This window comes from Rothia sp. HMSC072E10, from assembly GCF_001813965.1.
Taxonomy (GTDB): domain Bacteria; phylum Actinomycetota; class Actinomycetes; order Actinomycetales; family Micrococcaceae; genus Rothia; species Rothia mucilaginosa_A.
The window spans coordinates 24010-37156 of the sequence record NZ_KV814489.1 but is presented as its reverse complement, the minus strand read 5'-3'; the positions used below and the strand labels follow the sequence as shown (position 1 = coordinate 37156).

The window sequence follows — 13147 nt, the reverse complement described above, 5'->3', positions numbered from 1 at the left end:
TGGCGCAGACCGACCCCGACTTTGAGCTGCTGGTCATGATTGACGGCTCCCCGGACGATTCGGCACAGCTGATTGCGGACTACCTGCAGCGGAACGCGGACGAACGCGTGCGCGTGTTCGACAACCCCGAGAACCGGGGCCCCTCCGCGGTGCGCAATCAGGGCCTGGATGCGGCGCGCGGCGTATGGGTGGCGTTCCTCGACTCCGACGACACGCTCTACCCCACCTTCCTGGAACGGCTGCACCACCACGCGGAGCGCACGGGCGCGCAGGTGGTCAATTGCGCTCACACCATGGTGGCAACCGACGGCACGACCACGCAGCGCCTGAAGGGTGCCCCCGGCACCCTGACCGGGCAGCAGGCGGCCTTCGCTCTACTCAAGGACGAGCTGTCCCCCTACCCGTGGGATAAGCTCATTGAGCGTTCCCTGCTGGAAGGCGTCTACTTCCCGGAGGATATTCGCCGCGCCGAGGATGAGTGCGTCATCCTGGACTGCTATCTGCGAGCGCAGAGCGTGACCGTCATCGACGAGCCGCTCTACGCCTACGCGGTGAACGCGGGAAGCCTGACCTGGAGCCGCATCACTCCCCTGGCCGAGACCCGCCGCCTGCTCGACTACTTCGTAAAATCCCTGCAACGTACGAGCACGTACCACCTGCCCGAAGGTCAGGAGGCGCTGACCGTCGCCCGGGTTCTTGCGTACCTGAATAACGCCCAGCAGGCGCTCATCGTGGGCGGTGAGGAAGCTCCGGCGACCCTCGCCGGGTGCCGTCGCGGTTTCTCGGTGCGCGATGCGCTACTCGTCCTCCGCCGACGCCCGGTCTTCGGTGCCGCTGGCCTGCTCCTGAAGACCAGCACGGCCCTGTACCGGGTTCTCTACGGCGTGTACGTCAAGCGGGTCTACAACATTTAGGTTTCATGCCCCGACTCCGGGGTTCTCTCTCATCACACTCACCCAGATTGGAGCAAATCTATGTCCTCTCTGCCTGCATCGGCGCAGGTGGCGTCCTCTCCCTCCGAGGATTCCCAGCCCGGCGGCCGACCGGCTCGCGGGTCCGCCGCGCACCGCCCCAAGCCCGGGCGAAAGGTGTACCTGGACTGCATTAACGTCCTCGCCATCATCGGCGTCGTCGCCCTGCACAACCGGTTCAACTACCGGGTGGATTACGATTCGCCGGGCTGGGTTCTCGAGAATATCCTCTCGGGTACCGCGGTTGCCGCCGTCCCCCTCTTTTTCATGGCCTCCGGCATCACCCTCCTCAACTTCACCGAGCGGGAGAGCGTCGGCACCTTTTACAAGAAGCGCTTCACGAAAATCCTGGTTCCCCTGCTGATTTGGGGGCAGATTTACCTCTTCGCGCGTAGCTGGTTCACCCATACTCCCCTGCCAAAGGGTGAGGAGATTCTGGCCGTGCTGTTGGCACCGAGCACCGTGGGCGTGACCCTCTGGTACCTGGAGGCGCTCATCGGCGTGTACCTGGTGCTCCCCATCTTCTCCTACGCCCTGCGTGGTGCCGGCGAGAAGAAGGTGCGCCTGGCGTGGCTCATGGCCGTGTTGGGGCTTTTCATGCCCATCGCGACCACCACGGTGCATAAGATTAACCCGCACATTATGCCTGAGTTCACCGCCCCCATCGTGGGGTACGTGGGCTTCTGCTTCCTGGGTTATGCGCTGGCGAATACGAGCTTTAGCCTGCCGTGGCGCCTCGTCATCTACGTGCTGGGTGTTGCCGGTTCCCTGACGCACATCCTGTACGGCCCCTACCTGACCCTGAACCACCACGGCCTTGAGAGTCTGGCGATGTCGTATCTGTCCATCCCGACGATTTTCTGGGCCTCGGCGGTCTTCGTGTTCTTCAAGTCTCTGCCGCTAAATCGTCTGCCCCAGGCGGCTCAGACGGGTCTGCGTAAGCTGTCGGCGCTGACCTTCGGCGTGTACCTGATTCACCTGCTGATTATTCAGGGCCTCGCAGCCTACGGCTGGCCGCTGGTGGATTACCGGCTGGAGGCTCCCTACGCTCTGATGGTGTGGGCTTCCTCGCTGATTCTGGTGTGGCTGCTGCGGTGGATTCCGCCGGTCCGCAAGTGGCTGGTGCCCTAGCCGGCTATCCACTCCGCAACGAAAACGGGAGGGGCACGTACATGACGTACGTGCCCCTCCCATAAGTTTTAAAGCTACTCGGCGCGAGTCTCCTCCGCGCGGGAGGCCATGGACACACCCACCATGTGCACCACGAAACCGCAGACCGGGCCGACCGCCAAAGCCACCACGGCGCGCGGCACCAGCGGTGCGGGCAGCAGAAACGCCAGGCCCAGGGTTACCACCGCGGCAACCACCCAGCCGGCCAGGTAGATGCGGTGCTGGTTCACCGCAAGCGCCATATTGCCCGAGAGGGTCATGAGCGCCAGCAGTGCGGAGGCAAACACCAGCGCACCCAGGGAGAGGCCGGAGGCGGCCGCCTCGTACGCGGACTCGGTTCCTGCGGCAGGCGGGTAAATCAGGCGGAAGAGCAGCGGACCCACCAGGTACGCCGCCAACGCGCCCACAGCGCCCACAGCCACCACCGCGGCGGCGGGCTTAATGAACGCCGCCACGGGGCGGTGACGTTGCTTCAGGAAGGCAGAAACCGCCACGCCCTGGAAGGCCTGCAGGGGAATCATAATCGGCGAACGGGTAATGGAAATCGCCAGGATCAGGGTGCCCAGAACCACCGGTTCGCTCTCCGCGGCGCCGCTGGCCTTCAGTACGTTCGGGAAGCCCATCATCAGCATCGCTGCGGCGGCAGAGGACAGGAACGACCAAAGGATATTGACCGTCAAACGGCCCGCCGGCACATCCGCGCGGGCAACCCACAGGCGGCGGCCCGAGAACGTCACGAGCGCCAGGATGAGCCACAGACCCATCGGAATGACCGTTGCCACCTCAAGACCCGCCAGGGAAGGAATAAGCAGGGCCACCGCAAGCATGAAGAGGAGGCGCCCGGCAGATTCCAGGCCACCGACCGTCGCGAAAAGGTACCAGCGGTCCTCACCGGCGGCCACACCGCTGATGGTCGCCTGCAGGGCGTAGAGGAACACGCCCACGGCCATGACGGTCACGCCCACCGCCGCCGAGTGCGGAATCTGCTGACCCGCCCACAGCGGGGAGCTCACCAGCACCAGCGCACCGGCGACAGCGCCGAGCGCGGCCGCAACCGTCACCACGCGGGCACCCTGCGGTGCGGGCGTCCCGTCGGATACGGGGTGGGCGGATGCCACCCCGTCAGCTGCAGCGTAAGTGCGCGCCGTACCCACCGCGCGGGTAATCTCCGGCTGGAGGCCGGTAATAACACCCGTCACCGTGAAAAGCGCCGACCAGAAGAGCAGGAACTCCGTCAGCTCCGACCCGGTCAGGGCGCGCTGAGCAATCATGGTCACGACCAGCGTGGACGCTGCCGCCAGCACCGACGATCCCAGCAGCGCCAGGGACTGGTAGCGGTTGACCGTGCCCGAAGGCTGGGCTTCCGCAGTGTCCTGGGTTTCCGCAGTGTCCCGGGTATCCGCGGGTTCTTGAGGCAGAATCTCTCGAGAGTTCCGCTCCCGTGCCTCGCCTGCATCAGGATTCTGTACCGGCTCGCTCACCGCGTCCTCCTCGCTCCTAGCTGTCACTCAACCAATCATTCCATACGCAGATGCGCCGCACATCCACCGTAGGATGTACGACGCATCGCACACGTATAGGGTTTACTTCACCACGTGCTCGGCAAGGTTCTTCACGCCCTGCCACTTCTTCGCCAGGGCCGCCTTCGGCAGTAGGGTCAGCGCGTGAGCGCGCGAGGAGAAGCGAATACGAGCCACGCGGGCGGCCTTCTTCCAGCCCAGGGCGCTCATCTCTTCGACCATGGTGTTGTAGTAGCGGCGCTCCTCCTCGAAGCGGGTGCCCTCCAGGGCACGCCAGGACGAGTCGGAACCACCGTGACGGCGGTACATGAACGCGACCTGCGGGTCGTAGTACAGGGAGCCGCCGCGCATCGTGATGTCCAGAATCAGCGCCATGTCCTGGATGACGTTCAGGCCCTCACGGAAGCCGGTGCCCACGATGGCGTCCGCACGCCAACCCAGGGACGGGAAGTAGAACCACGCGCCACGCAGCAGCGAGACGGCCAGCTCTTCGCCCTTCAGCACGGCCTCACCCTTGGGGCGGTAGAACGCCTTGGTCTGCTCCACCAGGGTGTTCGACAGGCCGTTGTGCTCGTCGATGACGACCACGCCGGGCTGGAAGATGGAAGCCTCGGGGTGCTTAGCCGCCGCATCCACGAGCCACTGCACGTAGTTGGGGAGCATGACGTCGTCGGCACCCATGACGGTGACCAGTTCGTTCTCCACAAAGGTCAGGCACTTGCGGTAGTTTGCGTTCGCACCCAGGTTGGTTTCGTTGCGCATGTAGGTGATGCGCTCGTCCTTCAGGGACTCGAACCAGCCGGGAATCGAGTCGTCCGGGTAGCCGTCATCCACCACGATCAGGCGCCAGTCCGGGTTGGTCTGACCGACCACGGACAGCACGGCCTGCTTCATCATGGCAACGTCGCCGTAGTACGGGAACAAAATATCAACGGTCATGGGGTATTACTCCAACTCACAAAGGGGTGAAAAGTCTCGACGGTAAAGCTTTAAGAGTCCTGCTGGTCGCGCTTCCTCGCACCGGAGGCGCCCTCCGGCTGCTCCTGAAGCGCCTTTAGGATGGCGACTTCCTCGGCCAGGATGCGGGTCTTCTCCGACAGGCGTGACAGCTCCAGGGTCAGGTGAATACTCACGCCCATCAGCAACAGAATCGACAGGAGGAACAGCAGATTCACCGGCAGGGCCACGCCCACGAAGTCCGCCACACCGTTGAGGAGATTCGGGAAGGCGCCCAGCACGATGATGATGGCACCGATAATCAGCCACAGAGCGGCGTACCGTTCCTTCATGCGCTGATGACGCACCTGAACCACCACGAAGGTGCAGACCAGGATGGCAAGAATCAAGAAGAAAACACTGGCGCTCACGGCTACTTCTCCTCCCGGCGGCGGCTCACCGAAATGCCGTAGGAGAACAGCGAGCGAACCAGATAGACAGCAGACTTCAGCGGACCGGAGGAGGGCGTACCCCCCTGACGTTCACGCATGTGCACCGGCACCTGACGCACCCGCAGGCCATTGCTAATCGCCATGGCGGTGATATCGATCGTATCGCCCAGGTATTCGGCGGGCAGGTTACGGCAGTAAAAGTCGATACCGCGACGGTTAGCGATCTTAAAGCCGCTCGTCACGTCCGTGAACGGGGTACCCGCCGAGCGGGTGAACAGGAAAGACAGCAGGCTCATCGCCCACTTGCGCGGGCCGGACACCTCGTAGTCATCAGAGCCCTCACCGAAGCGGGACCCAATCACAATATCGTAATCCTGCACCGCATCAATCAGCGAGGGGATGCTCTCGGGGTGGTGCTGGCCGTCCGAGTCCACCTGCATGGCGTAGTCGTAGCCCGTGCGCTGCGCGTACTTGTAGCCGGTGCGCATAGCGGCACCCACACCCATGTTGTAGGGCAGGTCAATCACAAAAGCGCCCGCCTCACGAGCCACAGCGGAGGTGTTGTCGGTGGAGCCGTCATTGACCACCACCAGGTCCACGTAGGGCACCGTCTCCTGCAGCTCGGCGATGGTGCCGGGCAGTGCTTCTTCCTCGTTCCAGGCGGGCATAATCACCAGCGTGCGAGGGGTATGAGGCGATGTGGGAGATCCCATAGGGCTGCTACCCCTCCTAACGAATGTGTCATACCGTGCGTGCGAAAGCCGGCATGTCCAGTGGACATACCGGCTTTCATCATATCAGTGCTTCAGCGGCATTAGGATTCGTCACAGAATCAAGACCGCGATGCGGCCCCTCCCCGGGCGCATACATCCCGGGCGGAGTTGCTGTCTGCGTCTAGTTGTCGCAGGCGCTAATACGGTACAGAGTCATCGGGCCGGAGGAGTACACCGGGGTCAGAACATCCGTATCGATAGCGGCCACCAAGCCGTCGTAGTTCTTCTGCTCGCTGGGGCCGAAGTTGCCCTGGTTTTCCAGGTGCACGTACCAGTGGGCCTTGTACTCGTTCACCTCGCGGCAGACCTCCGGGTTCGTGCGGGCATCCTTCAAATCGTTGATGATTGCCGCGTACTTCGGAGAAATCTTGAACTCGAAGTGGTAGCTGGTCAGGTGGCGGTCGGCCAGCGCGTAAATGTAGGCGCTGCCGTCCCAGGGGTTGTTCACGATGGTGTCGCCCTTGGGCACAATCTTCGGGATCTCGTTAATGACGTTCATCTCGTCCTGGTTCAAGACATCGGAGGTCGGGGTCACCTGGTACCGCTGAGCGACCATCAGGGTCGCGTCGTGCATCGCGGGGGTTCGCGAGGACAGGCCGGCGACCACCAGCACCAGCACCGCGGTGACACCCATGCCGGCCGTCGCCACGTTCAGGCGTGCCGTGCGCGGAACGCGACGAACCACCCAGGAGAGCGCACCCTCCAGGGCGCCACCCAGGCCGATACCGGCCAGAAGCACCGAGGGGAACACCACAAGGGCCGCCAGGCGGAAGTGGTCCGTGTACCAGGGGCCCACCATCAGCAGGCGGAAGTCGCCGCGCGGCACCGAAGCCGCGATAATCCACATGTAGCCAACGAGCATCCAGCTGCCAATCAGCCACAGGTTGCGGCGCTTGTACAGCAGGTACCCCACGCCCCACAAGGCCAGGAAACCCATCAGGTAGGCGGGAGCGAAATTACCGCCCAGCGGGTTCGCGTTCTCCAGGCCCAGGAACAGGAACTGGTAGACCGCCTCGCCCTCGCTCATGACGGCGGTCCACAGGTCGCTGGCGTCCTCGCTCGGGCGCAGCACGGACCAGGCGGTCACGCATCCGGCAATCAGCGCAACCAGAACGCCGGTACCCACCAGGCGTTCACGCACGGAGGCGTCGTGGACGCGCCACATCTGAACCACACCGCCGAGGAGCATGGGCACGGCGAATACCGCCGCAGAAACCACCGCGTTCGGGTGCACCAGGGCCAGGCCGCCCAGGCCCACCAGAATCGTCAGGGACAGGGAGAGAACGACGGAGTACTCGCGATGCACCATGACCTGAATCATGTGCGATAGCAGCGCCACAAAGGCGGGGAGCAGGGCATAGCCCAAAAGGTTCGGGAAGAGCACACCCCAGAACAGCAGCAGACCGGGGAAGGCAAAGAAACCGCAGGTCAACGCCGGAATAGCGAGCGCCTGCAGGCGACGTAGATGCGGGATGCTCAGGCACATCGCAACCAGGGAGCAGGGCCAGATGACGCCCGCCACCAGCAGCACCATGACGATGGTTGCGGTCGCGATGCTCGTGCCGGTCGTGTTGTAAATCAGGTACACGAAATCATGCCAACCGGCGGGGTAGAAGTACGGTTCCTGGTTCGTTCCGGAAACCGCACCCATGGTCAGGCTCGAGGCGTCGCCGTGCTCCTGGATCCAGCGAATCGCGTTCAGGTGGAAGGAATTATCCAGGGTCTGAGAGAAGGCCTCCGGGCCGAAGACCATATGCTGGGTCGCGTGCAGGGTCAAGAAACCGCCCAGCAGGGCGCCCACCACGGGCCAGGAAAGCGGCACCGTGTTACCCGGCCAGCTCACCGAGGATTCGTCGGAACCCGCTACGGCCGAGGGCCAGCGGCGGCTCACCAACCACATCAGGCCCGCCGCCGCAGCCACCAGCACGGCCGCGACCACGACGAAGGAAATCAGGCTCCACGCGATGCCGGTCTTACCCAGCACAATCGCCGAGACAGCCACCAGGGCAAAAGTCAGGAGCGGGGAGAGGAAGATGCGCAGACGCGTGGGGATGCGCAACGCCCAGCCCATCGCGTATCCGGGAACGAATGCCACCACGACCGCGAAAAGCAGCAGCGGAATAGTTGCCAACCAGCTCATAAACCCTCATCTCACCACAGTGAACGCCCTGAAACCCCTCGTGCGGGGGCCCGGTGCGCTTTCGTGTACCAAGCAAGGATACCTTAGAGGCCTCTACACCCCCGAGAAACCCCCAGAAGACCCCCGCAAAACCCGTCTAAGGCCCCGCGGAGGCGACCCTCGAGGTGAAGCAGGGGGCTCTCCCGCGCAAACCCCGCCGGGTGCCTCCGCATCCCCTGCACACCCCCGAATATGACGTAATATTTCGCCCCTCCCGTCATGAAAGGTAGGCCTAAGAAACATAGGGCAATAAATAAGGTATTCGCTACACCAAAGCTTTACCCTGAACATATCTCCCCTACTCACGGGAACCGCCCGCACACACAACCCGGGCCGAACCCACGCAGCCGCAGAAGAAAGGGTCGATCATGACCGAAACCATTGCAGCACAGGCGACCCTCGCCGACACCACCGAGCAGTTCAAGCTCGCCTTCGGCCACCAGCCCGCCGGCGTCGCCATCATCACCGCAACCGACGAAAACGGCGAACCCGCGGGATTCACCGCCTCCTCCCTGACCTCCGTCGCCGCCGAACCGCCCATCATCGCCTTCTCCCTCAAGGCCAACAGCGGCTCCGCGGCAAAGATTGCTGCGGCTTCCTCCTTCCTCGTACACATGCTCGACGCTGAGAATGTCACCCTCGCCAAGAACTTCGCGACCCACGACTACCCCCGCTTCGCCGACCCGGCCGCGTGGGAATTCGTCCACACCGGTGAGCCCCTCGTCCACGGCGTGCGCCGCGTGCTGCGCGCAACCCCCCTCAGCCGCGTTGAGGCGGGCCCCGCGCTCGTCTTCACCGCCCAGGTTGAGGAGTTTATCCGCAACGATTGCGAGGGCACCCCGCTCGTCTACCACTCGCGCAACTTTCACGCGCTCGGCGATCACTCCAACGTCAACAACTACGTCATCTAGTCCGGCCGCTCAGGCCATTCACGGGGCGGTATTCGGCGGCAACCACGCGACGAATACCGCCCCGCGGCGTACCCTGAACGTAGCCACCCCGGGCACAAACGCACAGCAGAAAGGTTCCTCATGACCGCACAGACCACTCAGCCGGCGTCCCTCCCCTGGCTCGAAAAGCTTGTCTCTATCCCCACCGTCTCCGGCAGCTCCAACCTGGAACTCATCGAGCTTCTCGAAGCCGAATTCGGCCGCTACGGCTACAGCGGCGTGCACACCTACAACGAGGACGGCACCCGCGCTAACCTCTTCATCACCGTCCCCGCAGCGGACGGCACCACTCGCGGCGGGCTCGTCCTCTCTGGCCACACCGACGTCGTGCCCGTCGCCGGTCAGGACTGGGCCAGCGACCCGTTCACCCTGCGCGTGGAGGGTACTCGCGCCTACGGCCGCGGCGTCTGCGATATGAAGGGCTTTATCGCCGTCGCGCTCTGGCTGCTGCCGCGCGTTGCCGAGGCGAAGCTGCGCGTGCCCCTGCACTTCGCCTTCTCCTACGACGAGGAGATCGGCTGCGTCGGCGCTCCCTCCCTCATCGAGGAATTCGTGGCCCGCGATCTCGCCCCCGAGTATGCCATCGTCGGTGAGCCCTCCAGCATGCGCATTATCGACGCACACAAGGGCGCGCACCGCGGCCGCGTCACCATCACCGGCGTACCGAAGCACGGTTCCCTCGCAACCCACGGTGTGAATGCGGTCGCCGCCGCCGGCGAGTTCATCACCTTCTTCACCGACATGGCCGATGAGTGGGAGGAGGAAGGCCCCTTCGACGAGGCGTTCATCATTCCCCACTCCACCGGCAGCGTGAACCTGGCAAACGGCGGCCTACAGTACAACATCGTCGCCGAGCAGGCCGTGCTCGAGTACGATGTGCGCACCCTGCCGCGGGTGACCACCGAGTCCTTCGTCGAGCGCATCGACCGCGAGATTTCCGAGGTGATTCTGCCCGACCTGCAGGCGCGCGCCGCACGCGCCGAGAAGCTGACCGGCGCGGAGCCCGGTAGCCTCACCTCCCGCGTGGGCGTGAAGCACGAACTGCTAGCCGCCGTGCCGGGCCTGGGCACCGAAGACGATGCGCCCATCGTGCGCCTCGCCCACGAGTGGCTCGGCACCAACCATGCGCCGCAGAAGGTCACCTACGGCACCGAGGCGGGCCAGTTCCAGCGCGCCGGTGTGGAGAGCATCATCTGCGGCCCCGGCGATATTGCGCAGGCTCACTCCCCCAACGAGTGGATTGAGCTGGAGCAGCTACGCGAATGTGAGCGTTTCTTCGAGGCCATCCTCGGCTGGGCGAGCGCGAAGTAGCGGCGTAGCGGTGCTGTTCTCCCGACCTAAATCAGCCGTGTAAACCCGCAGAAAACTGCCCGGACACCCTGTGAGGGTGTCCGGGCAGTTTTCCGTGTTGAAGGCGGTTCCGAAACGCGGGCTTCAACCACAGGTCCAAGGCGTGGACCGCGCTCCACATGTCCTCTAAATCACCACGGTTATTTTTAAGCCAAAACCCCGTAAAACGGCTTATGCATAAGGGTGAAATAACACAAAAGTATTGCCACGCGGGAACCTTCGGGGTTCCATAGATGCCAAAGGTTAGACGCGCCGTTATCGGGCCACAGCCCGCGCGAAACCGATTCACTCTCGTACCACTCTCGCACCCCGCAATATAACACCCTCCGGACGAACAACTGACTCATCATCTGAAGTTCATGACCTGAAGGACATCCCGTGTACACCATCAGCCCCTACCTTGCCGAGTTCCTCGGCACGCTCATCATGTGCACCATCGGCTGCGGCGTCATCGCCAACGTCGAACTTCGCCGATCCAAAGGCCACGGCGACAACTTCTTCACCATCGCCTTCGGTTGGGGCTTCCCTTCGGTTGGGGCTTCGCCGTCACTTTCGGCGTCTACGCCTCCCACGCCTACTCCGGCGGCCACCTGAACCCCGCCCGTGACTTCGGTCCGCGCCTCATGCACGCCCTGCTGCCCATCCACGATAAGGGCACCTCACGCTGGTTCTACGCGTGGGTTCCGATCTGCGGCCCGATTGCCGGCGGTTTCATGGGTGGCGCATTCTTCAAGCTCTACTACGAGGGTCAGGTCAGCCCGTGGCTGTTCGTTTCCACCGCCCTGGCGGTTGTGGTTCTGCTCTTCGCATGGTGGGCAAATAGCCACCTGTACCGCGCACCCAGCGCCGAGGTTATCCCCGAGTTTGAGGACACCCACGCTACCGCGGCGGCACGCGTGGCAACCTACACCCCGACCGGTCCCATGCCGGTCCTACTCCCCGAAGAGGTGAAGGCAAACCGTAGCACCCGCGTCGTGAACCGGGTGACCGAGGACGAGTAGTCTTCCCGCCCGAGAACTTCCCTGTATAGGGTTTCATCGAGCCGGGTTTATCTGAATAGATATATCCGGCGAGGTTTCATCTAAAAACAGCGAACCCCTCATTTTCATAACCTGCACAATATCGGTCAGGTTATGAAAATGAGGGGTTCGTTGCGTCTACCTCACGGAAGGAGGTTCGTTCAGGGGTGCCGAAAAGAAATACAGTCTAGAAAGGTCCTAGCTTAGGCTTCAGCGTCGACATCGTTCACCTCCAGCTGCCCAAAGAGAACCTCCATAGGACGCGACCGCACAGTCTGCACGAAGCCATCCTGCGAGTTCCAAGCCTCAGGAGATAGCCGCTTCACATTCACCTCATAGCCAAGCTTCTGCTCAGCATCATCGATAGCCTCATATAGCTTCTGACGCGAAGGGGAACCAACAACCAGTACATCAATATCGTTCGGCACGTGCCCGGCCACCCCAGAACGACGGCTAGCCCACGAGCCATAAATAGCGGCACCCTCAATATTGGAAACACCCTGCAAAGTATCCCGGAGCACCGGAACAGGACCATAAGTTACCAGAATCAACTGACGCATCGCCTGGCCCACCGGATTATCAACCTTAGCTTGCACCATGCGGGCCTTGCCAACATTCTGGACAGTCACCAGACCAGATTGATTTAGACGATTCACTTCTCGGGAAACAGTCGGCAATGATGCACGTGTCGCATCAGCAATCTGTGACACCGTGTATTGCTGCTCAGGGTGAGAGAACAGCAATGCCATCACTTCACCCTGCAGGTCACTACGCAAGATGGGAAGGAGGCTAGGAGCAGATGTTTTCATAACATGAATTATATCAATCATGTTATGAAAACGTCTGGCAATCCGGGAGGATGCTACGCCGCGGCGGATGCCATCTCCAGTACCCTCTCGTGCTTAGCCGCGCGGTGCTTCTGAATTGCGCGCACCGTCCAGATGCAGACCGCACCAAGGACCGCACCGGTGGTGTTGTTCACGATATCGTCCACGTCGAAGGTGCGGTAGGTGAAGCCTGCCAGGCCCCAGTTACCGGTCAGCTGGCTCAGCTCAATGAAGGTCGACAGCGCGAAGCCGCTCAGAGCCGTGGCGCGTAGTCCCCAGCGCAGGCAGCCCGCGGTGAAGAAGCCCAGCGGAATGAACATCGCGATGTTGAAGAAGAGCTGTGCGTACACGGTCGTCGCGAAGCGGCGCAGACCCATGCCTTCGGTCAGGTTCCAGGCCTGCTGCCAGCTCCAGCCAACGTAGAAGCGCGGGTAGTACAGCTCGGGGTTTGTGACGCTATTTGCGCTACCGATTGGGGTGAGCGTCAGCGAAAGAATCGAGGATAGGAACAGCGCGAACAGGGCCGTTATCACGTACTGTTTTGCGTGATGCGCTCGTCCCGTCTTCTTGGCGCGCAGGCGCATCGCCACAAACCCGATGAGGGTCAGAGCGATTGTGAGCACCGCAATTTCAAGGGCGAAGGTGCCTATCATGTGCTTATTCAGTAGTTCCTGCATGCCGTGTGTCCCTAGCGTCGTGAGATTGAAATATATGCACTCCACCCGCATATATATCTGTTCATTCATATATTTTAGGTGGTATATAGCGGGCTTCTGTTCGTGCCCGTCGCATATCGTTCACCACCAGTGTAAAAGACGGCTCTATGGGTCACCCTTAGTAAAACTGTGAAAAAGCTGTGCGGTAGCCGTTCACTGTTAAACCGTCTAACGACTCAGCGCATCAGTACAGAACATCCGGAGGGAACACCGGCGCGATATAGCGCCCAAAAATCAGGCTAAACAGCCAGGCGCCCACAATCGCGGCCACCACGGCACCCAAA

At 62.4% G+C, this 13147-nt stretch carries 13 protein-coding genes; 5 read left to right on the top strand and 8 right to left on the bottom strand.

Translation table 11 applies throughout. The features are described from left to right. The coding region (locus HMPREF2944_RS04265; RefSeq protein WP_070680820.1) for a glycosyltransferase family 2 protein at window positions 1-914 on the top strand (914 nt) is incomplete at its 5' end. A 60-nt stretch (window positions 915-974) separates the two neighbouring features. Beyond that, the gene (locus HMPREF2944_RS04260; RefSeq protein ID WP_070680817.1) at window positions 975-2102 is read left to right on the top strand and encodes an acyltransferase; all 1128 of its coding nucleotides are present in this window, start codon (window positions 975-977) and stop codon (window positions 2100-2102) included. A 74-nt stretch (window positions 2103-2176) separates the two neighbouring features. Here HMPREF2944_RS04260 and HMPREF2944_RS04255 read toward each other — a convergent pair whose 3' ends face one another. From HMPREF2944_RS04255 to HMPREF2944_RS04235, 5 genes are all read right to left on the bottom strand, one after another. Next, window positions 2177-3622 carry a hypothetical protein gene (locus tag HMPREF2944_RS04255; protein WP_246826255.1) on the bottom strand — a complete coding sequence of 482 codons (1446 nt, stop codon included), beginning with the start codon at window positions 3620-3622 and terminating at the stop codon, window positions 2177-2179. A gap of 102 nt (window positions 3623-3724) precedes the next feature. Continuing rightward, a complete protein-coding gene (locus HMPREF2944_RS04250) occupies window positions 3725-4600 on the bottom strand; it encodes a glycosyltransferase family 2 protein (protein WP_049332308.1) in 876 nt (291 codons plus the stop codon). 50 nt (window positions 4601-4650) lie between these two features. Further along, a complete protein-coding gene (locus HMPREF2944_RS04245; RefSeq protein WP_049332306.1) occupies window positions 4651-5028 on the bottom strand; it encodes a DUF2304 domain-containing protein in 378 nt (125 codons plus the stop codon). Between the two features lie 2 nt (window positions 5029-5030). After that, complete coding sequence (locus HMPREF2944_RS04240; protein WP_049332300.1) at window positions 5031-5762, bottom strand: glycosyltransferase family 2 protein; 732 nt, start codon at window positions 5760-5762, stop codon at window positions 5031-5033. Between the two features lie 181 nt (window positions 5763-5943). Further along, window positions 5944-7962 carry a DUF6541 family protein gene (locus tag HMPREF2944_RS04235; RefSeq protein WP_070680816.1) on the bottom strand — a complete coding sequence of 673 codons (2019 nt, stop codon included), beginning with the start codon at window positions 7960-7962 and terminating at the stop codon, window positions 5944-5946. A 407-nt stretch (window positions 7963-8369) separates the two neighbouring features. Here HMPREF2944_RS04235 and HMPREF2944_RS04230 point away from each other — a divergent pair, with 407 nt between their 5' ends. Together HMPREF2944_RS04230 and argE are read left to right on the top strand one after the other, a co-directional pair. Further along, window positions 8370-8912, top strand: a complete 543-nt coding sequence (locus HMPREF2944_RS04230; protein ID WP_049332296.1) for a flavin reductase family protein — start codon at window positions 8370-8372, stop codon at window positions 8910-8912. Between the two features lie 120 nt (window positions 8913-9032). After that, complete coding sequence (gene argE / locus HMPREF2944_RS04225) at window positions 9033-10262, top strand: acetylornithine deacetylase (protein ID WP_070680813.1); 1230 nt, start codon at window positions 9033-9035, stop codon at window positions 10260-10262. A 396-nt stretch (window positions 10263-10658) separates the two neighbouring features. On the opposite strand, the gene HMPREF2944_RS09445 is transcribed toward argE, so the two are convergent. Then, window positions 10659-10787 carry a hypothetical protein gene (locus HMPREF2944_RS09445; RefSeq protein ID WP_256370699.1) on the bottom strand — a complete coding sequence of 43 codons (129 nt, stop codon included), beginning with the start codon at window positions 10785-10787 and terminating at the stop codon, window positions 10659-10661. Window positions 10788-10816: 29 nt separating this feature from the next. Here HMPREF2944_RS09445 and HMPREF2944_RS09500 point away from each other — a divergent pair, with 29 nt between their 5' ends. Beyond that, window positions 10817-11302: an aquaporin gene (locus HMPREF2944_RS09500; RefSeq protein WP_371440401.1), complete on the top strand. Its 486-nt coding sequence runs from the start codon at window positions 10817-10819 to the stop codon at window positions 11300-11302. Window positions 11303-11523: 221 nt separating this feature from the next. On the opposite strand, the gene HMPREF2944_RS04215 is transcribed toward HMPREF2944_RS09500, so the two are convergent. Together HMPREF2944_RS04215 and HMPREF2944_RS04210 are read right to left on the bottom strand one after the other, a co-directional pair. Beyond that, window positions 11524-12150 (bottom strand): ArsR family transcriptional regulator, encoded by a 627-nt coding sequence (locus HMPREF2944_RS04215; protein WP_141754196.1) that lies wholly within the window; start codon window positions 12148-12150, stop codon window positions 11524-11526. A 32-nt stretch (window positions 12151-12182) separates the two neighbouring features. Further along, window positions 12183-12824 carry a VanZ family protein gene (locus tag HMPREF2944_RS04210; protein ID WP_070680810.1) on the bottom strand — a complete coding sequence of 214 codons (642 nt, stop codon included), beginning with the start codon at window positions 12822-12824 and terminating at the stop codon, window positions 12183-12185. Between the last annotated feature and the right edge of the window lie 323 nt (window positions 12825-13147).